Below are 22036 nucleotides of genomic sequence, written 5' to 3'. Positions count from 1 at the left end.
AGATGCCGACGAAAGCGTGCGATCCGACGAGTCGGCAGGATTCGCCGTGCGCATTCCGGGAACCGCGTCCGAATCTGAATCCGAGCCCGCGCCGATCGAGAACGAGCCCGTGTTCGTCGAGACGCCGCTGTTCCGCATCGGTCGCGCCCTGTTCGGCGGCGTGCTTGCACTCAACGCGCTCGACAACCTGCGAAACCTCGACGAGCGGATCGGCTACGCCGAAGCCAAGAACGCGCCCGCTCCGGAGTTCACCGTCCCCGCGACCAGCGGTGGCCTCCTGTTCGGCGGGTTGGGACTGGCCCTGTGGCGCGCCCCATCGGCGGCGGCCGCGGCGACCGTCGGCTTCCTGGCGAGCATCACGCCGGTGATGCACGACTTCTGGAACGTCGAGGATCCCGAACAGCAACAGCAGGAGGTTATCCACTTCCTGAAGAACACCGCCCTGCTCGGCGCCGCGATCGCGTTCCTGAAGTTCGGCCGGCGGAACGACTGACCGTCCGACGAACCGGCGCCGTTACTCGTCGAGCAGCCGTTTCAGCCGATCGAGTTCCGTCAGCGCCTCGACCGGAGTGAGGTGCGCCAGGTCGAGGGCGCGGAGTTCGGTGGCGACGTCGGTCGGATTGTCTCCGCCATCGGTCGTCGGCGCTGCCGTGTCGGCGTCGGTCGCGGAGACATCCGGTTCCCGTTCGATCGGATCGCGATCGGCCTCGGCCTCGTCGCCCTCGTCGATTGCGTCCGCGGCCGCCTCGGCGACCAGTTCCCGCGACCGATCGACCACCGACTCCGGAACGCCGGCGGCGGTCGCGACCTCGACGCCGTAGGACCCCGTCGCCGCCCCGGGAGCGATCTCGTGGTGGAAGACGACCTCGCCGTCCTCCTGCTCGACCTCGAAGTGGAGTGCGAACGCGGCCGCGAGGTCGTCGGCGAGTTCGGTCAGCGGGTGGTGGTGGGTCGCGAACAGCGTCGTCGCGCCGACCTCGTCGTGGAGGTGCTCGGTGATCGCCTGCGCGATCGCGAGGCCGTCCGCGGTCGAGGTGCCCCGACCGACTTCGTCGAGCAGGACCAGCGAGCGCTCGTCGGCCTCCCGCAGGATGGTCGCGAGCTCGTCCATCTCGACCATGAACGTCGATCGGCCGCCCGCGATGTCGTCGCTCGCCCCGACGCGCGTGAAGATCCGATCGACCGGCGTCAGCCGGGCCGATCGGGCGGGGACGAAACTGCCCACCTGCGCGAGCAGGACGATCTGAGCCACCTGTCGCATGTACGTCGACTTTCCCGACATGTTCGGCCCCGTGATCACGGCGAGGCGTCGACCGGGTGTCAGGCGGGCGTCGTTGGGGACGAACGACTCCTGGGTGCGCTCGACGACCGGGTGGCGGCCGCCCTCGACGTCGATCGCCAGGCCGTCGCGGGCGTCCCGATCGAGCAGCTCGGGCCGACAGTAGTCGTACTGGGCCGCGACGGTCGCGAGCGAGACCAGCGCGTCGAGGGTCGCGAGCGCGTCGGCGAGTCCCTGGACGCGTTCGACCTCGTCGGCGACGGTCCGACGGACGTCGCAAAAGAGTTCGTACTCGCGGCGGTCGGCGCGCTCTTCCGCGCCCACGATCAGATCCTCGCGCTCCTTGAGTTCCGGCGTGACGAACCGCTCGGAGTTCTTCAGCGTCTGGCGGCGCTGGTAGTTCTCCGGCACCGAATCGAGGTTCGGGTTGGTTACCTCGATGTAGTAGCCGTGGACCGAGTTGTAGCCGACCTTCAGCGAGTCGATCCCCGTCCGCTGTCGCTCCTCGTCCTCCAGGTCGTCGATCCACTGCTTACCGTCCCGGGCCGTTCCGCGAAGCTCGTCCAGATCCTCGTCGTAGCCCTCCGCGATGATGCCGCCCTCGGTGATCTCGATCGGTGGATCGGCGACGATCGCGTCGTCGATCAGTTCCCGGACGTCCGCGAGCGGGTCGAGGTTGCCGTGGAGGTCCCGCAGCCGATCGCACTCCGCGTCTTCGAGCAGATCTCGGATCTCGGGAACCACGACGAGCGTGTCGCGCAACGATCGCAGGTCGCGCGCATTCGCCCGCTCGCGGGAGATGCGACCGATCAGCCGCTCTAAGTCGTAGACCGTTCGCAGCCGATCGTGGAGTCGTTCCCGCCTCTGAACCGCGCCTTTGAGTTCCGCGACCGCGTCGTGGCGGGCCGCGATCCGATCGGGGTCGAGCAGCGGTCGGCGGAGCCAGTCCCGGAGTTTGCGTCCGCCCAGTGCGCTGGCGGTCTCGTCGAGCACGCCGACCAGCGTGGCGTCGTCCCGACCGCGGACCGCTCGCGGCTCGAACAGTTCGAGGCTCCGGAGGGCGACGGCGTCGAGCAGGAGGTACTCGCGCGGGTCGTAACGAGCGAGCTGCGTGATGTACTCCAGCCGAGTTTCAGCGGCCTCGGAATCGAGCGCGGCGTCGACGCCGCTGCGCGGTTCGACTTCGTCGTCCGCGTCGTCGTCTCCGCGCTCTCCGTCGTGCTCGCCGCCCCGGACGTACTCGGCGTACGCGAGCAACGCCCCGCAGGCGCGAATCTCGGCGTCCGTCGCGAGCAGGGCGTCCGGGTTCCGGAAGTACGCCGAGAGCTTCTCTCCGGCCCGATCGCGATCGAACGCCCGGGCGTCGAAGGGCGTCACCATGCACCTCTCGGGGAAGGGGTCGACGGGGGCGTCCGGGCCGACGACCGCCTCCGAGGGGTCGAACCGGCTGACCTCGTCGGCGATCGACTCGCTCGCGGTCGAACTCGTCGCGAGGAAGTCGCCGGTCGAAACGTCGAGCACGGCCAGACCGAGGCGATCCCCGTCTCGGGCGATCGCAGCGACGAAGTTGTTGTCGTCGCCCGCGAGCAGCTCGTCCTCCGTGAGCGTCCCCGGCGTGATCACGCGGGTGACCGCCCGCTCGACCACGCCCGGCGACTCGCCCGGTTCCTCGACCTGATCCGCGATCGCGACCCGGTAGCCGGCTTCCAGCAGCTCCTCGACGTACGACTCCGCGTTGTCGATCGGGATGCCGGCCATCGGGTACTCGCCGGTGCTGTCCTCGCGGCTGGTGAGCGTGATCTCGAGTATCCGCGCCGCCCGTTCCGCGGCCTGGCAGAAGGTCTCGTAGAAGTCGCCGACCTGAAAGAGCACGAGCGCGTCGTCGTAGCGCGCACAGAGGTCGTGGTACTGACGCATCATCGGCGTCAGCTCGTCGCGTTTCTCGGCCATCGCGTCGGGCGGGCCAAGCGCCGGATCCATACACGAATCCCGCCGCCGAACGGGGAAATACCTTGCTGGATCGCCCCATCCTCGGCCCTGATCGACCGGTTGGCTCACCGGACAGTCACGAAACTGAAAAAGCGTATTACGATCGGCGCCGAAAACGGGCGTGATCGCCATGAAACCGGGTTCGTCGTTCGGACGACTGCTCGTCTGCCTGGCCGCGTTTCTGCTCGTACTCGGCGGGTCCGTCGGCCTCGTAGCGGCCGGTTCGCCGGCGACGGGCGACGAGCGCGCGCTCGCGCCCTCGCTCGCCGACGGATCGCCCTCGGACGAGGACGGCGACCCCGACGACGCGACCGAGCGGGTCGGGAACGCGACGGACGCCGTAGACGGCGTCGAGGATACTGCAGACGGCGTCGGAGACGCGGCGAACGACGTCGACGAGACGGGGGCCGGCGTCGACGAGCGCGGCGATTCGGTCGGATCCGGAGCGGAGACGATCGACGACGTCACGGGAACGATCGACGGGCTCGAGAACGCGAGCGACGAGACCGAGGAGACGATCGACGGCGCCGCCGAGATCGCCGACTCCACCGTCATCCGGCCGCCGCCGCTCGCGCCCGGTGTCACCGTGACCGCGGAGGGGCGACTGGCGGACACGGAGCTCGCGGCCGGCGTCTCGACGAGCGCGGGTGCGGACGACTCGGACGCCGAGAATAGTACGGGGCCGGAGAACGGCTCGACGGCCGAGGGCGCCGATCGCGACCGCTCGGACGGCGATGGCGGTGTGCCGGGACCGGCTGGAACGGACGCCTCGGCGGCCGCGGACGCAGTCCTGGTCGGCTTGCTCGGGGCGATGACTGCCTCGGCTGCGGCGGGCGGCGCGGGTGCCGGTGCCGGCGCCGGCGCGAGCACCGGCGGCGGAACCCTGTCGGCGATCGCGGGCCAGCTTCGACACCTCCGGCGCGCGGGCTCGGCCCTCCCCTGGGAGATGATCCCGGTCTTCAAGTACAGCCGGTACGACGACTCCGATCCGCTCGAGAACGGCCACCGTCGGGCCATCTACGAGACGATCGAGGCCGAACCCGGCTGCTACCTCTCCGAACTCGGCGATCGGAGCGAGGTCTCGCTCTCGACGGTGCGCCACCACGTCCGGGTGCTCGAGGACGAAGGGATGGTGACGACGGCCAAGGTCAACGGGAAGCGCCGGTACTACCTCGACGCCACCGGCGATCCCGCGGCGTCCGATCGGTCGTCGAACGAGCCCGTCGACGTCGAACTGCACGCCGCGCTCGCGGAACCCGCCAAACGGGACGTGCTCGAGGCGCTCGCCGACCTCGGACCGGCGCACAACGGCCGCCTCGCGACCGAACTCGGGCGGGACCCGAGTACGATTTCGCACCACCTCTCGTCGCTCGCCGAGGACGGCCTCGTCGTCCGCGAGCGCGACGGCCGCGCGACCGTGAACGAACTCGCACCGACGGTCGAAGCGGCCCTGGAAGAATCGATCGATCGGGAGGCCTCGTCGCCGGCGCCGGCCGACGACTGAGCGTCGATCGTTCCGAACGAACTCCGCGACCGTTCTCTGACTTCGCCGCGCGGAGAACACTGTCAGATTCGGCGATCCGTACGCGTCTCGTCGCTAGTACGGCGCCGAGAGCGGCCACCCCAATTCGATCATAACGGTTTTCCGCGGTCCGCGAGCACCGGTCCGACCGAGTGACACTCGCGTTCGGTAGCGAAAAGCTACTTCCTGTCGCTCGTGGGGATTCCCGTGGAGGAACTCGATGAAGAAGTCCAATCCGCCGGCCTTCGATACCGAACGAACGGTCCCGCGAGCGCGTCGCCGAACACATCCAATCGGATCTCGAAGCGTTTCTCGAATCCTCCCGGACGGACTGATCGGAGACGCTTCGCTTCGAAACACTGGGAGTGACGATCGCGTCCTCGAAATCGACTTCTCAAAACATTCATCAAAATAATCGAATTCTTATTGAGAGTATGAAGACAATTTGGGAGCCTCAATTAGACGGTGACGAAACTTCCAAGCTGCTACTGATCGAACTGTAACCCATGACACTCGATGTCGAAATTCCCGACCCGCCGACGCTCGAGGAACCACAGGATGCGACAGAGTACGACGCCGTCGTCGGACCGGACGAACGAGTAGACAGTACCGCCCCTCGCGAGGCACTGGCCGCGTTCCTGCAGGACGGGGCCTGGGAGGCGGGGTTCGACGAATGGCGAGATCACACGTACATGACGGAAGACGAGTTCCGCCTCGTGCGCGAGCAGGGGTTGATCGACGGATTCGATTTTTACTGGAACGTTGCCGCGGGAGACGTCGGGTACCGAACGCCCGCCGTCCCCGACGATTTTCCTGCACCGGATAGCGCGCTTGAGCGGGGCGAACGCCAGGGAATCGAAGAGGAGCTAGACGAGCTCGGGCGGACCGTCAGCGAAGTACTGGAAACGGATTACATCCACCGTAGCGGGGAGGAATTCGGGTTCTTTAGCGATTATTGATCCGAGAGTGTTCGGGACGGAGAATTCACGCGTCGTTTTCACGTCGGGCTTTTCCGTGTTCTTCGCAGAGAATAGCTCCCGTTTCCGTGTCGAAAAAGAACCCGTCGCCCGGTTTGATCCGTTTTCCGTCGGCGCCACAACCGTCGGCGTGGTTCAAGTAATACTTTCCCTCGTTCTCTCCCGTCTCTAATCGTCCGGCCTGCACCGCGAACCGGACGAGCCCTTCTCCGATCTGCGTTCGTTCGGTCGAGTCTGCCATCTCGAAGTGAATGCGTGGCATGGTAACTCACAGCTACCGACGGGTGCCGGCGAAAAAATACCTCTCCCTGCGGGTACGTTCTCGAACGCGCACGGGGTGCTGACGATCGTCGGGCCCAGATTCTTGTGGCTGCTCCGACTGGAACGTGGTATGGTAGACAGGGACGCCACCTCCATTTACGAGGAGTTCGGCGACGAGCGGCTACCGCCCGGGCAGCGCCGAACCGAACGCTTCCCGGTGCTCTCGAAGAGCGGAACGCCCTCGTGGGACGTGGACGCGTGGGAGTTCACCGTTACCGGTGCCGTCGAAAACGAGCTGTCGTATTCGTGGGACGAATTCAACGATCTCCCCCGGGAAACGCAACGCCAGGATTTCCACTGCGTGACCGGCTGGAGCCGGTTCGATACCAAGTTTACCGGTGTGACCTTCCCGACGATCGCCAAGCGAGCCGCCGTCCTCGATGACGCCGAACACGTTCTGTTTCACGCCCTGGATGGATACACGACGAATCTCCCGCTGGACGAGTGCCAGCGCGACGAAGTGCTGTTCGCGCTCGAACTCGAGGGACAACCGCTCCCGTCGGAACACGGCGGCCCGCTTCGCGTCGTGACGCCGCAGCTCTACGCTTACAAAGGCGCCAAGTGGGTCACGCGCGTCGAATTCCTCGCCGAACCGAAGCGGGGTTACTGGGAGAAACGCGGCTACTCGAACACCGCAAACCCGTGGAACGAAGAACGATACAGCACGCTGTGAACTCCGGGCGATGGTGTGGAGCGCGATCCGAAATCGGGCGCACGCCGCCGATCGGCGCCTTCGACGTCGCGGTCGGGGCGCAGTTGCGACTGTCCGCCCGGGACGACCGGGAACGATCCGCGATAGTGAGCGACTCAGCCCTCGAAGGCCGCCGTGTCGCCGCGCCGGTAGCGATCGAGTCGGCGGTAGCCGTGGACGGTTCCGTTTTCGTCGAGCTCGATCTCGTACCGGCCGAGGATGTCCTGGGTGTCGGGGACCGATCGGCGTTCGACGACTTCGACGACCGCGCGCCAGCCGTCGTCGGTCGGCGCGATCTCGCTGACCGCGTCGAACTCCCGGCCGATGAGCTGGCCCGCCGTCGACCGGACGGTCTGGCGAATCGCGAGGACACCCTCGATCTCGTCGTGATCGGTGTCGGCGTCGGCGTCGACGCTGCCGGGATCGGTCGCCTCCTCGTCAACCATCTCCGTCGACTGGGGAGCGCCCGATCCGGCTTCCTGCTCGGCTTGTTCGTCCGACTCTTCTGCTTCCTGTTCGGCGGCCTGGCTGTCGCTCACGGTTGGATCACTCTCGTCATGCTGGTAGCAAAACCCGTCGTCCTGGGCTGGCCGCGAGCAGCGCTCGCCGCTCTCGGTGAGCGCCTTGCACTGATCCGCTTGCTGTGTGTCGGCTTCGGCCATGGATTGTGTCGAATCTCGGTGTGCGTGCGGTGCTGGTCTCGGATCGAATTCAGATCGTCTCGGCGATCGTCGATCGGAGTTCCGCGACGTCTTCCGGCCCCTCGCCGGCGATCTTCGGCGCGAGGACGTCGGTGAAGACGTCCGCGAGCACGTCGTCGTCGAACTCGCCGGTTCCGGAGTCGCCGTCGAAGACGGCCGCGCCCTTGGCGGCGGTGATCGCCGCGCGGGTGCCGACGACCATGTCGAGTTCCTCGCGCAGCGCGCGCGTTTTCGCGACGATCGTCGCGATCTCCTCGTCGGAGAGGTCGACGTGCGCGGCGACGATCTCGCGCTCCGTCTCCTCGTCGTAGAAGTCGACGTGGACGCCGACGAACCGATCGAGCAGCGCGTCCTGTTGCTCGTGGACGCCCGCGTACTCGACGTCGTTCGAGGTGAGGATCACGCGGAACTCGGGGTGGACGTCGATCGTCCGATCCTCGCCGCGTTTGCCCGGTCGCTCGAGGACGCCTTCCTCGAGCACCGAGAGCAGGACGTTGTGCGCCGCCGGGTCGCTGCGCGAGAACTCGTTGTAGACGAGCGTCGCGCCCTCCCGAACCGCGACCGAGAGGGGGTTGTCGACCCATCGCTGGCGGACGATCTGGGTCTTCTTGTCGACGCCGCTGACGAACCGATCGTGCTCCTCGTACCGTTCCCCGCCGGCGTGGGCGCCGACGAGCGCTGCGGTGTCGATCGCCTCGTCACCGTTGAGCCAGACGACCGGACGGCCGCGTTCGGCGGCCGCCGAGAGCGCGAGCGCCGTCTTCCCGCAGCCAGTCGGCCCGATCAAGTGAACCGGCTGATCCGCGTCGAGCCAGTTCATGATTCGATCGCGAAGGGTGACGACGGCGTTGGTTTCGGCGAACGGCTCCGGCGCGATCGCCTCGGGATCGGACAGCGAGCTGTCGTCGGTTCGCTCGCCCACCGTCGCGGCTTTCCGCGCGAGTTCCTTCTTCGCTCGCCGACCCTCCTTCTCGGCGCGATCGCGTCTGATCTTCCGACCGCGGACCTTGCGCTCGCGGGAAGACGAGTCGTCGGCCATGCTGGTTATTCGGTCGCGGATTTCGGTGACGATTCGGGTCGCTGTTCGACCTCGAGTTCCTCGAGTTCCTCGAGGTCGCCCTCCGCGGTGGCTTGCTCGATCTTGGCGATCTCCTCCGCGTAGTGGAGGAACGTGTCGACGGACGCGACGACGACGCGCGCCTCGATCGTCAGCAACTCGATCCCGACGACCGAGATCCGCGCCCAGACGTCGATGACGACACCCTTGTCGAGAATGCGGTCCAGTACCTCCGCGAGACTCGAGGAGTCGGGTCTTCGTTGTGGTTGTGCCATAGCTACGTGCCGTCGTTGACTACCGCGGCGTAACACGACTCGCGCTGCGTTTGCAAGTGCCCGGTGCGTCCAGCGGCGTTACCGGCTGCCTACTGAAGGGTTCCGCGAGGGTACGACGACGTGACCGAGCCGCACACGACGATGCGATCGACCGAGAGAGGTCGATCGCGCTGCCATTGCAAGCAGTACGATGACCACGCGCGACTGCAAAGCACGGACGACGAGTTAGCCGACCGCTTGCGGCGATATCGCCGATCATGATCCCGACGACCACCCCCTATCGATCGTTACCGCCGACCGAGGCGGAGGTGTCCGATGAGTAACAGATACGTCTACGGCATCGTCGACGGCGACGACGTCTCGTTCGAGACGGAGGCCGTCGCAGGTGCAGAGCAGGTGTACACGATCTCGCACCGCCGACTCGGAGCCGTCGTCTCGGACATCGACACCACCGAACCCGAGCAGACCGACGAGGACGCCCGACGACACGACGACGTCCTCCGGGAGATCATGGACGACGGCCAATCGATCGTCCCCATGCAGTTCGGGATGGCCTTCGAGAGCGATCGGACGCTCAAGAACGTCCTTCGCGGCGCCCGACCCGCGTTTCGACGGGCGCTGAACGACGTCGACGGCCGGATCGAACTCGGGGTCAAGGTCGTCCGCGACGAGGATGACGACGTCGATCAGGAGGCGATCGAGGAGGCCGTCGCGGACGAACTCGAACCGATCGCAGCACAGTCCGTCGCGAACGGCCTTTTCAGTAATCGACTCGTGCTCAACCGGTCGTACCTCGTCGATCGGGACGACCGCGAGGCGTTCGACGAGGCGGTCGCGAGCCTCGAGGAGGAGCACGACGACCTCACGTTCCGATACACGGGGCCGTTCGCGCCGTATAGCTTCGTCGACGTGAAAATCGGGGCGCAGGGATAACGATGTTCGTCCTCGACGACCTCCTGTTCCGACCGATCGTCGGCATCGTGGACACGCTCCACACGATGGCGCTCGACGAGCTGTACGACATCGAGGCGCTCGAGGACGACCTCAAGGAGAACCAGTTGCTGTACGAAATCGGCGACCGCTCCGAGGAGGAGTATCGGCGGCGCAAGGAAGAACTCGAAGAGGAGATCGAGATCGCGCGAGAGATTCACGAGCAGCTCGCGAGCGGCCGCGTGGAGGTGAAAAAATAATGACCGACGACGACAGCCACGACGATCGGATCGAGGAGGACGACCATCCCGACGCGGACGAGTCGGCGAAGTCGACTGACGCCGAGTCGAGCGATCCGGCGGACGACCGCGCGGCGGACCGAGACGCGACGGCGGACGGTGAAACGGACGACGCGGCGTCCAACGGCCCCTCGATCGACGATCGGGACGGCGATCGTGACGAGGACGGAGCGGCTCCCGATCGCCCCGATCTCCCCGATCGGGACGAGAACGCGGCCGACAGTCGACGCGCGCCGCGGCGCGACCCGCATCCGCATACCCGACCCGGCACGCCCCCGTCGGACGGTGATCGGGACGACGACCATTGGCTCTCGAGCCTGCTCGCGGCGCTCGAACGGCTGGAGGGGAGTTCGTCGTCGTCCGCGTCCGGCCGCCACCGCAGCGATCGGGCGATCGTTGACTACGACATCTCGATCGGCACCCCGCTGGACTCGTCAGACGACTCCGACTCCCCGCGACCCGAGTCTAACCGGTTCGACGACTCGAGCGACGACCGATCGCGAACGCGACGACGTCGGGGCGATCCGCCGAGCGATCACCACGTGACGTCGCGACAGAACGAGGGCGAATTGCTGGTCACCGCGGACGTCACCGGCGTCGATCCGGAGGCGGTCACCGTCGGTTTCGACGACTCGACGCTCGTCGTCGCCGTCTCGGGGACCGAACTCGATCGGATCGAGGTCCCGTGGCGGGAACCGACGGCGACGGCGACGATCAAGAACGGGATCCTGACCGTCCGTCTCACCCCGGAGGCCGACCGATGAGTGACGCCGAACAGAGTACCGATTCGGAGGACGAATCGTTCGAGACGCTGCTCGAAGACGCCACCGAGCGCCTCGGTCGGCTCGAAGAGCGCCTCGGTGGAATCGAGGCGATCGACGAACTCGCGGAAGACGAAATCGAGGCGATCGTCGGGGACGTCGACGCGCTCGCGACCGTCCTTCAGGAGGTCGCGGAACTCGTCGACGCGATCGATCTCTCGGAGCTCCCCGAGGCGATCGACGCGGGCGAACTCGTCGACGCGATCGAACTCGGCGAGATCCCCGACGCCCTCGCCGACGACGAGGAGGGCGACGTCGTGAAGCTCCGACAGCTGGTCGACGCGATCGATCTGTTGGACGCCTGGGACGCGACCGATCTGACCGACGTCTGGGAGGAGACGCGCGAACTCGACGACGCGATGGACGCCCTCGGCGACGGCGAGGATGCCGGGATGATCGAAGACGCCGTGTCCGACCTCGCCGACGAAGACGGCGGACTGCTCGGCGGCGACGAGGACGACGAGGGGCTGATCGACGGCGACGAGTGGGTCGATTCCGACATGGACCCGGTCGAGGGCGCCAAAGAGGCGCTCGGGAAACCCGACGTCGCCGAGGATCCGGAGGCGTACCAGGTGTTCATCCAGGAGCAGGCGATGAAAGGCCTCGACGCCTTCCGCGAGGCGCTCCTGGAGGTCAACGCGAAGTTCGAGCGGCTGTACGAGATCAACCGCCAGAAGATGCGCGATCTGGACCGCCGCCCGAGTTCCCGGAATCCGACGGCGGTATCGACGATCCAGAGCGATCGTCGCGACCTCGGCGGCGGCACCCGGCACGCGACGGTTCCGCAGCAAGTGAAACTCTCGACGGCGCCGAGCCGCAGGCGGATCTACGGCCGTCGATTCGAGATCGAACGACGGAAACGAAAGGAGGATACCGATGATGACTGACCCACCGTCCGACCGACACGAGAACCGATCGACACGAGAACCGACCCGCCGCGAGACGGCGGTCGGCCCGATCCGCCGACGGACGACGATCGATTCGGCCGGCCGCGGGACGATCCGAGGTGAGTCCCGTGCCGCATGACTTCCAGCCGAGCCGCCAGCAGAGCGACCTCGCCGAGGTCATCGAAATGCTGCTGGACAAAGGGATCGTCATCAACGCCGACATCGCGGTCTCGATCGGCGACACGCAACTGCTCGGCGTACAGGTTCGGGCCGCCATCGCCTCGTTCGAGACCGCGGCGAAGTACGGCCTCGAGTTCCCCGAGGGGACGGACATGAAACGGCTCGCCGCCGCGGTCGACGAACCCGAACTCGCGGAGATGGAGCGGCCGAAGCCGCCGATCGATGCCACCCGCGGCGTCAACGTGACGCCGAACCCCGGAGACGAGGGTGAAGGTGACGGCGACCGCGAAAGCGACGGCGGCGAGAGCAGCGACGGGGACGCGTCGTACGAGGAGGACCGCGTGACCGATCGGGTCGGGAAGCGCCCCGACCCCGAGCGACCGACCAGCGGCGGGTTCGATCTGCTCAGTACCGACTCCGAGGGAGGAGACGGGGCGGCCGACGGAGACGGCGAGGGAGAGACGGCGGACGCCGACGATGCGAGTGGTGAGGACGCGAGCGAAGCGGAATCCGCCCCCGAATCGGAGGGGTCCTGACGTGGCGACGATCGACGTCGGCGACGGCGAGGACGCGCGACAGGGGCTGGTCACCCTTGTCGTGACCGTCGTCGAGATCCTGCTCGACGCCCTGGAGCGCGAGGCCGTCCGCCGGATGGACTCCGGGCGGCTCCACGACGAGGAGATCGAACGCCTCGGCGCGCAACTCGCGAGGATCGAGGCCGAGATCGAACAGCTCAAACAGGACGAGGGGATCGAAGAGGGGGTCGACGACCTCCGCGGGGATCTGGACGGCTTGGTCAACGACGCGATCGAGCGACTCGACGAGGATCCCGAGACCCACCGACAGCCCGGCTACTCGGTGTTCGGAGGTGACGAGCGGTGAGTTCTGACGAGCCGGAGACGCTGTCCGAGCCCGATCGGGATGACGAGCGGCGGGTCGATCGGGACCAACAGCGGGCCGGCGACGTCCCCGAGATCGACGAGGGGCGGTACCTCTACTGTCTCGTCCGGGCCGACGAGGGGGCGGATTTCGAGACGACCGGCGTCGACGACGAGACCGTCTCGGTGATCTCGGTCGACGGAATCGGCGCCGTCGTCCACGCCTGCGACGGGCTCTACGATACCTCGGACCTGCTGCAGGTCAAGCGGTGGCTCGTTCGACACCAGACGGTCGTCGACGAGGCCGGCAACGAATTCGGGACGCCGATCCCCTTCCAGTTCGATACGATCCTCCGCGGCGGCGACGAGGGGCTCCGGGAGTGGCTTCGCGAGGAGTACGAGCCGATCGATCGCACGCTCTCGGAACTCGCGGGTCACTGGGAGTACCGCGTCGAAGTCGTCGAAACCGATCCGCTCTCCGAGGCGGAACTGGTCGACCGCGATGAGCGACTGCAGGACCTCGACGAGCGCATCGACGAATCCGGAGAGGGAACGGCCTACCTCCTCGAGAAGAAGTACGACGAGCGCGTGCGCGAACTCCGGCGCGCCCGCCGCGAGTCCCTGACCGCGGACCTCGAGTCTCGACTCGACGACGTCGTTCGCGAGGTCCACGCGCTCGACCGATCGCCGCGCGCGTCGCTTTCGGAGGCGATGGGAGGGCAGACGGACGGCGAGTCCGAGGACGCGTCGCCGAGCGTCGGGGACGAGGCGGCCGACGGCGAAACGGTCTGTCGGCTGACCGTCCTCGCTCACGAGAACGACGAGGAGGCGGTCGGATCGATCCTCGACGAAGTTGCGGCCGTCCCAGGACTGGAAGTCCGCTTTACGGGCCCGTGGCCGCCCTACACCTTCGCGCCGGAACTCGGCGGGGCAGAGACGGACGAGAGCGGAGCCGGGAGCGACGGCTTCGGAAACGGCGACGACGGAACTGCACAGCGATGAGACCGCGAAAGGACGACGAAACGTTCGTCGACGTCATCGACGTGCTGCTTCGAGACGGCGTCGTCGTTCGCGCCGACGTGATCGTCTCGATCGCGGAGATCCCTCTCGTCGGGATCAAACTCACGGCGCTGATCGCCGGGATGGAGACAATGAACGAGTACGGGGTCTTCGAGGAGTGGGACGCGAGACGACGACACCGCGCGATCGCCCGCTCTCGGTCCGAGGCCGAGCCGGACGACGATCATCCCGCCGTGGAATCGCTCGATCGGCTCACCGTCGGTCACCGAAACGGCGATGCGGACTACGAAACGGACGACGACGAGACGAATCGAGAAGAGGAATGAACGAACCTGCACCGTCGATCGTTCGGATTCGATCGACGGCACGTGTAGCCGGCGAACGGGAGCCGTCGTTCGATCACAGACGGTCGTCAGTGGATCGAGCGAGGCGGTTCGGCGATCGTTTCCGTCCGTCGCCCCCGAAACGAGGGCGGGCGGTCACGCTTGCTTCGGGCGTTCCTTCGTGAGTTCGACGTCGCCGGAGACGGTGGCTTCGTCGCGGTCCTCGTCGTAGACGTACTGGCCGGTCCCCTCACACAGCGTACACTCGTAGGTCTCGGAGATCTCGTTGATCATCTCCCCGTCCTCGAAGTAGACGCGGCTCTGGGTGATCTGCAGGAACTGCGGGGTCTCGCAGTTAGCGCAGGTGATCATACTCGATGTATCGCCGTATCCGGTTGTAGTTATCCGGCTTGTAACCGGAGGTGGGCGGTGATTATCGTCGGGTTCCGGGCCGAACGATCGGCTCCTCGGCCGCCAGAGAGCGTGCTACAAACTCACACACCATGGCGGGCCGATCGAGGGGCCGTAATCGGTGCCTAATAACCGCATAACGGGTTGCAGATTGAAGATCGGTCGCCGCGTAACGGCCGCTTCACCGCCGGATAACGACGACTTGCCCGCCCGGTACCGAGGAATCGACGACCCGATCGACGGACCACCGTTCGCCGGTTTGGGATCGAATGAACTCCGATCGGGTCAGCAGCGCGCGACGGTTCCGACCACCGGAACCGTCGCGCAACCAGTTCGGGGCGCCGTCGGTCGGTTCGACGGAGTCGGTGTTCGCCGACGAGTTGCCGATCGGGGCCGGAATCTGCAAGGAGCGCATTTAGGTGTCGGTTACGGGCGCTCCGATCGATCCGACGATTTCGCAGGCCGCCGCTACCGGCGGCGTAGCGAGGTCCTGCGTACGGATCGGTGCCGCTACCGCCGTCCAAGTGGCCGGATAACAAATGGGGGGTCGCTCGTTGGCCCACGTGCGGGGTTAGAACGCCCCGCCGGGTACGCGCTTGGCCCAGACAACGACGCGCTGACCAGCCGATTGCGTGCGTTCGTGCCCGGATCGCTCGGAAGTGGACTCGCCCCCGCTTCGAGTACGCTCATGTCTCTCATGCCAGGGCGGGCTCCCGCCCCCGCCCGGTTTCCACCGTTCTCAGTGGTACGTTTGGTCAGATTCAGAGACTATCGTGAGGTGTTTTTCGACGAGTAGACCACCACGAAAGTCCCATCCGTGCCGGCCGGCCGGTCAGGCAACCGCGGGTGGGACTGAAAGGGGTTGCTGGCATCCGGGAAGACGGACGACACAAGCACGTGACCCGCGCGGGACCGAAGGTCCCGCGAACGCGGAGAGAACGCGCGCAGCGAGTCCTTCGACTGGATGCCGACGGGAGAGCAAAGCTCTCCCGAGCATCGCGGAAGCCTCGCTTCCGCTGAACGCCAGGCTTTCGTGGTGTATTCGATCGTGGCAGTGCCGGACGAAAACCGCCCGTTCGATCAGGCGAACTCCGTGACCACCGGGATGCCGATCGTCTCGTAGTCGTCCATCGAGGCCAGCGTCTCGGGCAGTTCGTCGAGCGAGAGCGTTTCGCCGATGATCTTCCCCGGATCGAGCGTTCCCTGTGCGATCAGGTCGAACAGTTCCTCGTACCGAACCAGCGGCATCCCGAACGAGCCGCGGAAGTCGAGTTCCTGCATCGTCATCGCGTCGACGGGGAGTTCGACCTGTCCTTGCTCTTCGCCGGACGTCAGGCCGACCTGCACGTGGGTGCCCCGCGTCCCGAGGCTGCCGACCGAGTTCCGGCACGTCTCTGCGATGCCGAGGGCGTCGATCGAAACGTCCGCTCCGCCGCCGGAGATCGCTTTCACCTGCTGGGACGGGTTCTCGACCTCGGTGACGTTGACCGTCTCGACGGCGCCGAGTTCGGTCGCGCGATCGAGTTTGTCCTCGCGAACGTCGACCGCGATCGGGTGGGCGCCGAGGGCGGCGGCGATGTGGACGGCCGAGAGGCCGACGCCGCCGCAGCCGTGGATCGCGACCCAGTCACCGGGGCGGAGGTCCGCCCGATCGGCCAGGGCGTGGTAGGCTGTCATGAACCGGCAACCGAGGCCGGCCATCTCAGCGAACTCGACGTCGTCGGGGAGTTTCACGCAGTTGTAGTCGGCCTCCCGAACGGGGAACGCCTCCGCGAACGCGCCCGGCGCGATGCCCGTGAACCCGAGCGGGATGACCGTCTCGCAGTTGTTGGCCCGGCCCTCGCGACAGTGCGAACAGGTCCCGTCGCCGAGGTGGAAGGGGACCGTCACCCGATCGCCCTCCCTAAGCGTTTCGACGTCCTCGCCGACGGCGGCGACGACCCCGGCGGGTTCGTGGCCGAGGATCTGCCCCGGGGGCGCCTGCGCGCCGACCCAGCCCCAGTCGCCCTGCCACGCGTGCCAGTCGCTGCGGCAGATCCCGCAGGCTTCCGTTTCGACGACGACCTGATCCGGCTCCGGCTCCGGGTAGTCGACGTTCGCGATTTCGAGTAGTTCCCCGTAGTCTTCGAGTACGGCAGCACGCATACGTACTCCATTCAGACAGCGAATACAAAAGTGTGACAGGTGACCGCAATGCACTCGCGACGTCTCGGCCGCGGATCGATCTCGCCGTGCGGCGTTCGATCGGGATCCCTGGACCCGATCAGACGAGGAGCGCGGAACTCTCCCGGGAGAGTTCGACGGTGACGTCCTGTCGCGTCTGATCGTTGATCTGGTCGATGTTCCGCGTCAGCACCTCGAGTACGTCCTCGGGTTCGGGGTAGACGAGCAGATTCCCGTTCCCGTCTTCCATGACGAGTTGCGTGTCCGCGAGGGTCACCTGGTCGTTTTCGATCCGGGCGACGATCGCTGAGAGCGCCTCAGCGCCGCCGACGTCCCCTTCTTCGACCTTCGAGATGTAGATCGAATCGAGCCCGATCAGGTCCTTGTACTCGCGGACGACCTCCGCACACTCGACCATGTCCCGCGTGACAGACGTCTTCTCCTCGTTCCCGTGGGTCCCGTCGTAACAGTGTTTGCAGACCCGGAGTTCCATTCGCATGCGATAGTGCTAGCGACGGACACGCAAGGGCGTTTTTCGAACGCTGCCGAACAGTCACACCTTCGGGATCGTGTTCGGTCGCAGAAATCTCGCCGATCGGTTGGTTTCCGACACTGTGACAATATACCGGACGTCAACTACGGCAGACAGTCCGCGTGGATTCGACGAGTTCGGGTAAATCTTAACGGTCGACGGTCGCGTACGTGCTACGAGATGGCACGGGACGAACCGCCGCGCCTCCTCCGAGTCGACTGCACGACCCGGACCGTCACCAGCGAGCGGATTCCGGAGGCGTGGCTCGAGGCGTACGTCGGGGGGAAGGGGCTCGGCGCCAGGTACCTCTACGAGGAACTGGACGCTGGGACGGATCCGCTCGCACCCGAGAACGTCCTCCTCTTCGCGCTCGGGCCGGTGTCCGGGGAGATACCCGGCGAGGCGCGGTACGCGGCGATCACGAAGTCGCCGCTGACCGGCGCCTTTCTGGACTCCTACGGCGGCGGCTCCTTTCCCGCCCGCCTCGCCGGGTCGCTCGGGACCCACCTCGGAGTGCTGGTGACCGGGCGGGCGGACGACCCGATCGCGCTCTCGATCGACGGCGGCGAGGCGACGATCGAACCCGCCGACGACCTGTGGGGACGCGACGCTGAAGCGACCGCCGAGGCGTTCCCCGACGCCGCGGTCGCCTGTATCGGCCCCGCCGGAGAACGCGGCGTCCAGTACGCGACGATCGCCTCCGACGGCGGCGACCACCACGCCGGGCGAGGCGGCGCCGGAGCCGTGATGGGATCGAAACGCCTCAAGGCGGTCGTCGTGCGCGGCGACCCGCCGGACGGCCGCGAACACGCGGCTCTCCGAAAGCGGTACGAACGACGATTCGCGGAGAGCGAGACCGGCCGCTGGCAGGGCGCGAGCGAGACCGCGGAGACGATCGACTTCGCGAACGAGGTCGGCGTCCTGCCGACCCGCGGCTGGCAGGAGGGACAGTTCGACGGCGCGGACGAGATCGGGATCGAGGCGGTTCGCGAGCACGCGCGGGAGCGCGAACGCGAGGACGACGCCGTACCCGGCGGCTTCCGCGTCGACAGCGAGGAGGGCGAGAGCGTCCCGCGCGGCGCGACGCCGATCGTTCTCGGCGCGGGATTGGGGATCGACGACTTCGACGCCGTCGCCGCACTCGGCGCCGTCTGCGATCGACTCGCGCTCGACGTCATCACCGCGGGGAATGCCGTCGCCTGGGCCGTCCGCGCGAGCGAGGAGGGCCTGATCGATCGCGACCTCGCGTTCGGCGACTACGAGGCGGCGCGCGACCTGATCCGGGAGATCGCGACCCGTGAGACGCCCCTCGGTGACGCGCTCGCCGACGGAATCGACGCGACGGCGGCCGAGTTCGGCGGTTCCGGGTTGATCCCGACGGTCAAGGGGATGGACCTCTCGTCGTACGACCCCCGCGGCGCGGAGACGATGGCGCTCGCCTACGCGACCAGCGATCGCGGCGCGTGTCACCGCCGCGCCCGGCCGGTCGAATCGGAGGCCGTCGGTCGCGGCTGGCCCACCGATCGCGCGCGAGTCGCGGCCGTCGTCGGCGAGCAGAACCGCCGCGCCGTCCGCTGGAGCCTGATCGCGGACGATTTCGTCGGCGAGGCGCTGGACGATCTCGGCGCGGAATGGCTCGCCGCCGTCGGTCGCGAGTACGATCGCGAGGCCCTCGCGACGGTTGGCGAGCGGATCTGGACCCTCGTCCGACTGTTCAACGTCCGCGAAGGGTTCGACCGATCCGACGACGGTCTCCCCGACGCGCTGCTCGAACCGCGCGACGAACCCGGCGACGGGAACGCGATCGATCCGGCCGAGTTCCGATCGCTGCTCGATCGGTACTACCGGTACCGGGGCTGGGACCGAAACGGCCGGCCGACGCGAGAGACGGTTCGCCGGCTCGGACTGACGTCGGTCGTCGACGACGAAACCCCGGTTCCGGGGGCGCCGTCGAGCGATCGCGACGCGAGCGCGGAGGTGACCGACGATGACTGAACGAATCGATCTCGACGAACTCGATGCGGCCGAGGACGAGAACGAACCGCGGGCCAACTACGGAGACTGGCTGTGGCGCGACGACGGCGACGCCGATCCGGATGCCGAACCCGATCCCCCCGGACGGAGTGCCCGAGCGGACGATCGGACCCGATCGCGATCGGACCCGGGTGACGAAGACGAGAGCGAATCGATCGACGACGAGGCGGGCGGCGGATCGAACGCGAGCGGCGATCCCGCGAGCGCGCCGGCGCCGCACGTTCCCAAAACGGGCAATCGCACGCCCGCCGGGATCCCCGTGGACGGATCGGACGGAGGAAACGCAACCACCGCGTCACCGGCGTCGGACGATCAATCGAACACCGCGCAGTCGACGCCGCGACCGATGGGAGCCGACGCGTCGGGTCCGCACGGAGACGGCGCCGACGACATGACGATGGCGTTCACGTACGGTGCGGCCCGCCGGCTCGAACACCCCGAACGCGTCTTCGCCGGGTCGGCGTGGGCCGACTGGATCGGCATCGTCGGCGACGTGCCGGTCCACGTGATCGGGAAGTTCCAGCGGGAGCGCGGGATCGACGCCGACTTCTTTAACGGGACGGGGACCGACCCTGGCGAGCGACTCGCCCAGATCGATCGCAACTCGATGTTCTACGCCGATCGAACGGTCGTCGTCGGCTGCGAAGGGGCGGACGAACCGATCGCCGAGGCGGCCGGGTGGGAGTTCGTGCCGCTGTCCAAGGCCGCCGCGAAGGCCGGCTGGAGCCTCGCGGCAGACGATGAATCGGCACCATCTCCGTCGGAATCCGATCCCGAGCCGGAGTAATCGGCGGTTATGCGCCCGCGGGGGCAGTCGGCCGATCGTGACCGGAACTCGGTCGCCGATAGCCCGCGGTTACTCTGCGTCCAGCGCCGATCGGATGCGGTACCGTTCCCGAACGGCGAACCCATCGGAGCTCGCGAATTTCGGGTACCGAAACGGGTAACGTGGGAAGTTTTTATCGTGGCTCGCGTTCGCACGGGTATGGGCATTCGAACCGCGATCGATCACAACCCGATCGTCACGTTCGGCCTGCTGTTCGCCGCCGTGTGGACGCTCCTGATCGGCCTCAACGTGGTCACGCAGATGAAAAGTCCCGCGATCGGCGACTGGGTCGGACAACACGGCTTTGGCGGCGTGATGGGGCTGCTCGTACTGACGGCGTTTCTCGTCCTGATCCTCGCTGTGTTCGGCGCGCTCGGGGAGCCCGACCCGACGCCGGAGGAGTGGCCGCCCGAATAGTCCCTCGACCGCGTTTCACCGCATTTCACTTCATTTCGATGTACTACGAATGTACCCGCTGCGGCACGGTAGATCGACTCTGTCAACCCGATTCAGGGGCGTCGTATCGCCCCTGTCTGACCTGCGAGGAACGCACCCTCTGGACGCTCGCGTTCGAGGGGGAGGTGTGGTCGGCGTGACGCTGTCGATCACCGTCAGCGATCGGTTCCGCGAGGCCGCCGCCGACTGGGGCGACAACCGACTGCTGGACGAGGAGTCGGCGCTCAAGACGAAAGCCGAGCAGGCGCTGCTCGAGATCGAACACCTGATCGCCGGCGCGACCGAGGTCGAGTTCGAGGTCGACGGCGACACGATCCGCCACGAACCGAGCGACGATCTCGAGGCGTTCCTCGAGCGACAGGCGGACGCGTACGGGCTCGACCCCGACGAGATCCTCGAGATGCACGTCGAGCTGTTCGCGCGGGCGTTTCTCGAGGACGAGGGTGGGTCGGGTCCAGAGTGGTCCGACGATCCGCGCCCGGGTCGGTGAGCCGAGGCTGATCGAACTTCTGAACAGTCCCGCCGATCGCCACAAACCTATTTCCGTGCCATCGATGCACACGGAACTATGACGCACACGGGCTGGCGGCCGGACCCCGGAATGGACACGAAACGGGACAAGGAGGTCTGGACGCACACGGCGCCCCACGACATCAACGACGGCGAAGTGGATGGGGACGTCTCGTTCAGCGACGAGGTCCTCGAACCGTTCGTCGACGACGCGGAAGACGACGTCGACGAGGCGGCGGACGACGTCGAGGACGTCGCGGGCGCGGTGGAGGAGGAAGCCCGGGACGTCCTCGATCGGTAACTCAGGCCATCTGCATCGCGATCTCTTCCTCGAAGGCGACGACCCCCTCCAGCACGTCGGCGACGCCCTCGTAGAACCGGACGTCGGCGGTCTCGCGGACGTCCGCGGCGAACTCGTCGATCCACTCGGAGAGGTGCTCCTCGTGGAAGACCCGCTGGTAGCCGAACGTCTCCTCGTAGCCGTCGCGCTGACGCTCGATCAGATAGCGGAGGAAGGCGAGTTCGACCGCGACGTAATCGTTCTCCTCGGGATACGCCTCCGGCGGGGACCAGCCGGCGGCCCCGTAGCTGGCCTCGATCCGAGCCAGCCCAGAGCCCCGGAAGTCGGTGTCCTCCCGATAGTAGGTTTCGTGGGCCATGATCCGCGGGCGCGGCCCGACGAACAGCCGTGTAAACTCCCGCTCGAGTTCGTCCTGCACGGCGGCCGGGTCGCGGTCCTCGTTCTCCTCGATGAACGCCGCGAGCCGCTCGAAGCCCCGATCGAGGCGATCGTCGACGCTCTCGTCGGGGAACCTGACCGCGCCGTCGAGCAGGGCCTCGACGAACTCCGCCGTCGGCACGTCCGCGAGCGCGTCGATCAGGAAGTTCACCAGTTCGAGCCGGGCGTCGTACAGCGCCTCCTGGTCGACGCTCATCGGTGCTCACCCCCTCGTA

At 67.1% G+C, this 22036-nt stretch carries 26 protein-coding genes; 17 read left to right on the top strand and 9 right to left on the bottom strand.

Going from position 1 to position 22036, the window contains the following annotated elements; all coding sequences use genetic code 11:
• Window positions 1-94: 94 nt before the first annotated feature.
• Window positions 95-493, top strand: coding sequence for a DoxX family membrane protein (locus MUH00_RS18605; RefSeq protein WP_247004018.1), 399 nt, complete (start codon window positions 95-97; stop codon window positions 491-493).
• 21 nt (window positions 494-514) lie between these two features.
• Here MUH00_RS18605 and mutS read toward each other — a convergent pair whose 3' ends face one another.
• On the bottom strand, window positions 515-3259 hold the full coding sequence (gene mutS / locus MUH00_RS18600) for a DNA mismatch repair protein MutS (protein WP_247001178.1): 2745 nt from the start codon (window positions 3257-3259) through the stop codon (window positions 515-517).
• A 139-nt stretch (window positions 3260-3398) separates the two neighbouring features.
• Between mutS and MUH00_RS18595 the strand changes: the two genes are divergently transcribed.
• Together MUH00_RS18595 and MUH00_RS18590 are read left to right on the top strand one after the other, a co-directional pair.
• Window positions 3399-4772 (top strand): winged helix-turn-helix transcriptional regulator, encoded by a 1374-nt coding sequence (locus MUH00_RS18595; RefSeq protein ID WP_247001177.1) that lies wholly within the window; start codon window positions 3399-3401, stop codon window positions 4770-4772.
• 524 nt (window positions 4773-5296) lie between these two features.
• Window positions 5297-5749, top strand: a complete 453-nt coding sequence (locus MUH00_RS18590; protein ID WP_247001176.1) for a DUF7992 family protein — start codon at window positions 5297-5299, stop codon at window positions 5747-5749.
• A 25-nt stretch (window positions 5750-5774) separates the two neighbouring features.
• Here the strand turns inward: MUH00_RS18590 and MUH00_RS18585 are convergent, their stop codons facing one another.
• A complete protein-coding gene (locus MUH00_RS18585; protein WP_247001175.1) occupies window positions 5775-6029 on the bottom strand; it encodes a DUF8075 family protein in 255 nt (84 codons plus the stop codon).
• 129 nt (window positions 6030-6158) lie between these two features.
• Between MUH00_RS18585 and MUH00_RS18580 the strand changes: the two genes are divergently transcribed.
• A complete protein-coding gene (locus MUH00_RS18580) occupies window positions 6159-6761 on the top strand; it encodes a sulfite oxidase-like oxidoreductase (RefSeq protein WP_247001173.1) in 603 nt (200 codons plus the stop codon).
• Between the two features lie 134 nt (window positions 6762-6895).
• Here MUH00_RS18580 and gvpO read toward each other — a convergent pair whose 3' ends face one another.
• Genes gvpO through gvpA form a run of 3 tightly spaced genes read right to left on the bottom strand, consistent with a single transcriptional unit; the run spans window position 6896 to window position 8812 of the window.
• Window positions 6896-7441: a gas vesicle protein GvpO, halophile-type gene (gene gvpO / locus MUH00_RS23020; RefSeq protein WP_321576082.1), complete on the bottom strand. Its 546-nt coding sequence runs from the start codon at window positions 7439-7441 to the stop codon at window positions 6896-6898.
• A gap of 49 nt (window positions 7442-7490) precedes the next feature.
• Window positions 7491-8519: a gas vesicle protein GvpN gene (gene gvpN / locus MUH00_RS18565; RefSeq protein ID WP_247001171.1), complete on the bottom strand. Its 1029-nt coding sequence runs from the start codon at window positions 8517-8519 to the stop codon at window positions 7491-7493.
• Window positions 8520-8524: 5 nt separating this feature from the next.
• Entirely contained in the window at window positions 8525-8812 is a 288-nt protein-coding gene (gene gvpA, locus MUH00_RS18560; RefSeq protein WP_247001169.1) for a gas vesicle protein GvpA, read from the bottom strand.
• 315 nt (window positions 8813-9127) lie between these two features.
• Here gvpA and MUH00_RS18555 point away from each other — a divergent pair, with 315 nt between their 5' ends.
• From MUH00_RS18555 to gvpM, 8 genes are all read left to right on the top strand, one after another.
• A complete protein-coding gene (locus MUH00_RS18555) occupies window positions 9128-9745 on the top strand; it encodes a GvpL/GvpF family gas vesicle protein (RefSeq protein WP_247001167.1) in 618 nt (205 codons plus the stop codon).
• Window positions 9746-9747: 2 nt separating this feature from the next.
• On the top strand, window positions 9748-10002 hold the full coding sequence (gene gvpF / locus MUH00_RS18550; protein ID WP_247001166.1) for a gas vesicle protein GvpF: 255 nt from the start codon (window positions 9748-9750) through the stop codon (window positions 10000-10002).
• Window positions 10002-10805, top strand: coding sequence for an Hsp20/alpha crystallin family protein (locus MUH00_RS23015; RefSeq protein WP_321576081.1), 804 nt, complete (start codon window positions 10002-10004; stop codon window positions 10803-10805). The genes gvpF and MUH00_RS23015 overlap by 1 nt, the downstream gene beginning before the upstream one ends.
• Window positions 10802-11749, top strand: coding sequence for a hypothetical protein (locus tag MUH00_RS18540; RefSeq protein WP_247001165.1), 948 nt, complete (start codon window positions 10802-10804; stop codon window positions 11747-11749). The genes MUH00_RS23015 and MUH00_RS18540 overlap by 4 nt, the downstream gene beginning before the upstream one ends.
• Before the next feature lie 119 nt (window positions 11750-11868).
• Window positions 11869-12465, top strand: a complete 597-nt coding sequence (gvpJ, locus tag MUH00_RS18535; RefSeq protein ID WP_425603025.1) for a gas vesicle protein GvpJ — start codon at window positions 11869-11871, stop codon at window positions 12463-12465.
• Window position 12466: 1 nt separating this feature from the next.
• A complete protein-coding gene (locus MUH00_RS18530; RefSeq protein ID WP_321576080.1) occupies window positions 12467-12811 on the top strand; it encodes a gas vesicle protein K in 345 nt (114 codons plus the stop codon).
• Window positions 12808-13809 carry a gas vesicle protein GvpL gene (gene gvpL / locus MUH00_RS18525; protein ID WP_425603024.1) on the top strand — a complete coding sequence of 334 codons (1002 nt, stop codon included), beginning with the start codon at window positions 12808-12810 and terminating at the stop codon, window positions 13807-13809. The genes MUH00_RS18530 and gvpL overlap by 4 nt, the downstream gene beginning before the upstream one ends.
• Window positions 13806-14153 (top strand): gas vesicle protein GvpM, encoded by a 348-nt coding sequence (gene gvpM / locus MUH00_RS18520; RefSeq protein ID WP_247001162.1) that lies wholly within the window; start codon window positions 13806-13808, stop codon window positions 14151-14153. Before gvpL ends, gvpM begins: the two co-directional genes overlap by 4 nt.
• A gap of 153 nt (window positions 14154-14306) precedes the next feature.
• Here gvpM and MUH00_RS18515 read toward each other — a convergent pair whose 3' ends face one another.
• The 3 genes from MUH00_RS18515 to MUH00_RS18505 all read right to left on the bottom strand — a co-directional run bounded on the left by MUH00_RS18515 (window position 14307) and on the right by MUH00_RS18505 (window position 17223).
• A complete protein-coding gene (locus MUH00_RS18515) occupies window positions 14307-14522 on the bottom strand; it encodes a hypothetical protein (RefSeq protein WP_247001161.1) in 216 nt (71 codons plus the stop codon).
• Between the two features lie 1119 nt (window positions 14523-15641).
• A complete protein-coding gene (locus MUH00_RS18510) occupies window positions 15642-16706 on the bottom strand; it encodes a zinc-dependent alcohol dehydrogenase family protein (protein ID WP_247001160.1) in 1065 nt (354 codons plus the stop codon).
• A gap of 118 nt (window positions 16707-16824) precedes the next feature.
• A complete protein-coding gene (locus MUH00_RS18505) occupies window positions 16825-17223 on the bottom strand; it encodes a hypothetical protein (RefSeq protein ID WP_247001158.1) in 399 nt (132 codons plus the stop codon).
• A 213-nt stretch (window positions 17224-17436) separates the two neighbouring features.
• Here MUH00_RS18505 and MUH00_RS18500 point away from each other — a divergent pair, with 213 nt between their 5' ends.
• From MUH00_RS18500 to MUH00_RS18480, 5 genes are all read left to right on the top strand, one after another.
• Window positions 17437-19251 carry an aldehyde ferredoxin oxidoreductase family protein gene (locus MUH00_RS18500; protein ID WP_247001156.1) on the top strand — a complete coding sequence of 605 codons (1815 nt, stop codon included), beginning with the start codon at window positions 17437-17439 and terminating at the stop codon, window positions 19249-19251.
• Window positions 19244-20077 carry a DUF7124 domain-containing protein gene (locus MUH00_RS18495; RefSeq protein ID WP_247001154.1) on the top strand — a complete coding sequence of 278 codons (834 nt, stop codon included), beginning with the start codon at window positions 19244-19246 and terminating at the stop codon, window positions 20075-20077. The genes MUH00_RS18500 and MUH00_RS18495 overlap by 8 nt, the downstream gene beginning before the upstream one ends.
• 198 nt (window positions 20078-20275) lie before the next feature.
• The gene (locus MUH00_RS18490) at window positions 20276-20533 is read left to right on the top strand and encodes a hypothetical protein (RefSeq protein WP_247001152.1); all 258 of its coding nucleotides are present in this window, start codon (window positions 20276-20278) and stop codon (window positions 20531-20533) included.
• A 175-nt stretch (window positions 20534-20708) separates the two neighbouring features.
• The gene (locus tag MUH00_RS18485; RefSeq protein WP_247001150.1) at window positions 20709-21062 is read left to right on the top strand and encodes a hypothetical protein; all 354 of its coding nucleotides are present in this window, start codon (window positions 20709-20711) and stop codon (window positions 21060-21062) included.
• A 78-nt stretch (window positions 21063-21140) separates the two neighbouring features.
• Window positions 21141-21383 (top strand): hypothetical protein, encoded by a 243-nt coding sequence (locus MUH00_RS18480; RefSeq protein WP_247001148.1) that lies wholly within the window; start codon window positions 21141-21143, stop codon window positions 21381-21383.
• 1 nt (window position 21384) lies between these two features.
• Here MUH00_RS18480 and MUH00_RS18475 read toward each other — a convergent pair whose 3' ends face one another.
• Window positions 21385-22017 carry a TorD/DmsD family molecular chaperone gene (locus MUH00_RS18475; protein WP_247001146.1) on the bottom strand — a complete coding sequence of 211 codons (633 nt, stop codon included), beginning with the start codon at window positions 22015-22017 and terminating at the stop codon, window positions 21385-21387.
• Between the last annotated feature and the right edge of the window lie 19 nt (window positions 22018-22036).

This window comes from Halosolutus gelatinilyticus (genome assembly GCF_023028105.1).
Taxonomy (GTDB): domain Archaea; phylum Halobacteriota; class Halobacteria; order Halobacteriales; family Natrialbaceae; genus Halosolutus; species Halosolutus gelatinilyticus.
Note: the sequence above shows the minus strand (reverse complement) of the source record. Positions and strands in the feature narration are given on the sequence as shown.

Bases quoted from the DNA above. Each gene is read 5' to 3' on its own strand.
- MUH00_RS18555 (WP_247001167.1), top strand. From the start codon at position 9,128: ATGAGTAACAGATACGTCTACGGCATCGTCGACGGCGACGACGTCTCG.
- gvpF (WP_247001166.1), top strand. From the start codon at position 9,748: ATGTTCGTCCTCGACGACCTCCTGTTCCGACCGATCGTCGGCATCGTG.
- gvpM (WP_247001162.1), top strand. From the start codon at position 13,806: ATGAGACCGCGAAAGGACGACGAAACGTTCGTCGACGTCATCGACGTG.
- MUH00_RS18490 (WP_247001152.1), top strand. From the start codon at position 20,276: ATGGGCATTCGAACCGCGATCGATCACAACCCGATCGTCACGTTCGGC.
- MUH00_RS18595 (WP_247001177.1), top strand. From the start codon at position 3,399: ATGAAACCGGGTTCGTCGTTCGGACGACTGCTCGTCTGCCTGGCCGCG.
- MUH00_RS18590 (WP_247001176.1), top strand. From the start codon at position 5,297: ATGACACTCGATGTCGAAATTCCCGACCCGCCGACGCTCGAGGAACCA.
- MUH00_RS18500 (WP_247001156.1), top strand. From the start codon at position 17,437: ATGGCACGGGACGAACCGCCGCGCCTCCTCCGAGTCGACTGCACGACC.
- mutS (WP_247001178.1), bottom strand. From the start codon at position 3,259: ATGGATCCGGCGCTTGGCCCGCCCGACGCGATGGCCGAGAAACGCGAC.
- MUH00_RS18580 (WP_247001173.1), top strand. From the start codon at position 6,159: ATGGTAGACAGGGACGCCACCTCCATTTACGAGGAGTTCGGCGACGAG.
- gvpO (WP_321576082.1), bottom strand. From the start codon at position 7,441: ATGGCCGAAGCCGACACACAGCAAGCGGATCAGTGCAAGGCGCTCACC.
- MUH00_RS18495 (WP_247001154.1), top strand. From the start codon at position 19,244: ATGACTGAACGAATCGATCTCGACGAACTCGATGCGGCCGAGGACGAG.
- MUH00_RS18475 (WP_247001146.1), bottom strand. From the start codon at position 22,017: ATGAGCGTCGACCAGGAGGCGCTGTACGACGCCCGGCTCGAACTGGTG.
- MUH00_RS18480 (WP_247001148.1), top strand. From the start codon at position 21,141: ATGACGCACACGGGCTGGCGGCCGGACCCCGGAATGGACACGAAACGG.
- MUH00_RS18510 (WP_247001160.1), bottom strand. From the start codon at position 16,706: ATGCGTGCTGCCGTACTCGAAGACTACGGGGAACTACTCGAAATCGCG.
- MUH00_RS18505 (WP_247001158.1), bottom strand. From the start codon at position 17,223: ATGCGAATGGAACTCCGGGTCTGCAAACACTGTTACGACGGGACCCAC.
- MUH00_RS23015 (WP_321576081.1), top strand. From the start codon at position 10,002: ATGACCGACGACGACAGCCACGACGATCGGATCGAGGAGGACGACCAT.
- MUH00_RS18515 (WP_247001161.1), bottom strand. From the start codon at position 14,522: ATGATCACCTGCGCTAACTGCGAGACCCCGCAGTTCCTGCAGATCACC.
- MUH00_RS18540 (WP_247001165.1), top strand. From the start codon at position 10,802: ATGAGTGACGCCGAACAGAGTACCGATTCGGAGGACGAATCGTTCGAG.
- gvpN (WP_247001171.1), bottom strand. From the start codon at position 8,519: ATGGCCGACGACTCGTCTTCCCGCGAGCGCAAGGTCCGCGGTCGGAAG.
- gvpA (WP_247001169.1), bottom strand. From the start codon at position 8,812: ATGGCACAACCACAACGAAGACCCGACTCCTCGAGTCTCGCGGAGGTA.
- MUH00_RS18585 (WP_247001175.1), bottom strand. From the start codon at position 6,029: ATGCCACGCATTCACTTCGAGATGGCAGACTCGACCGAACGAACGCAG.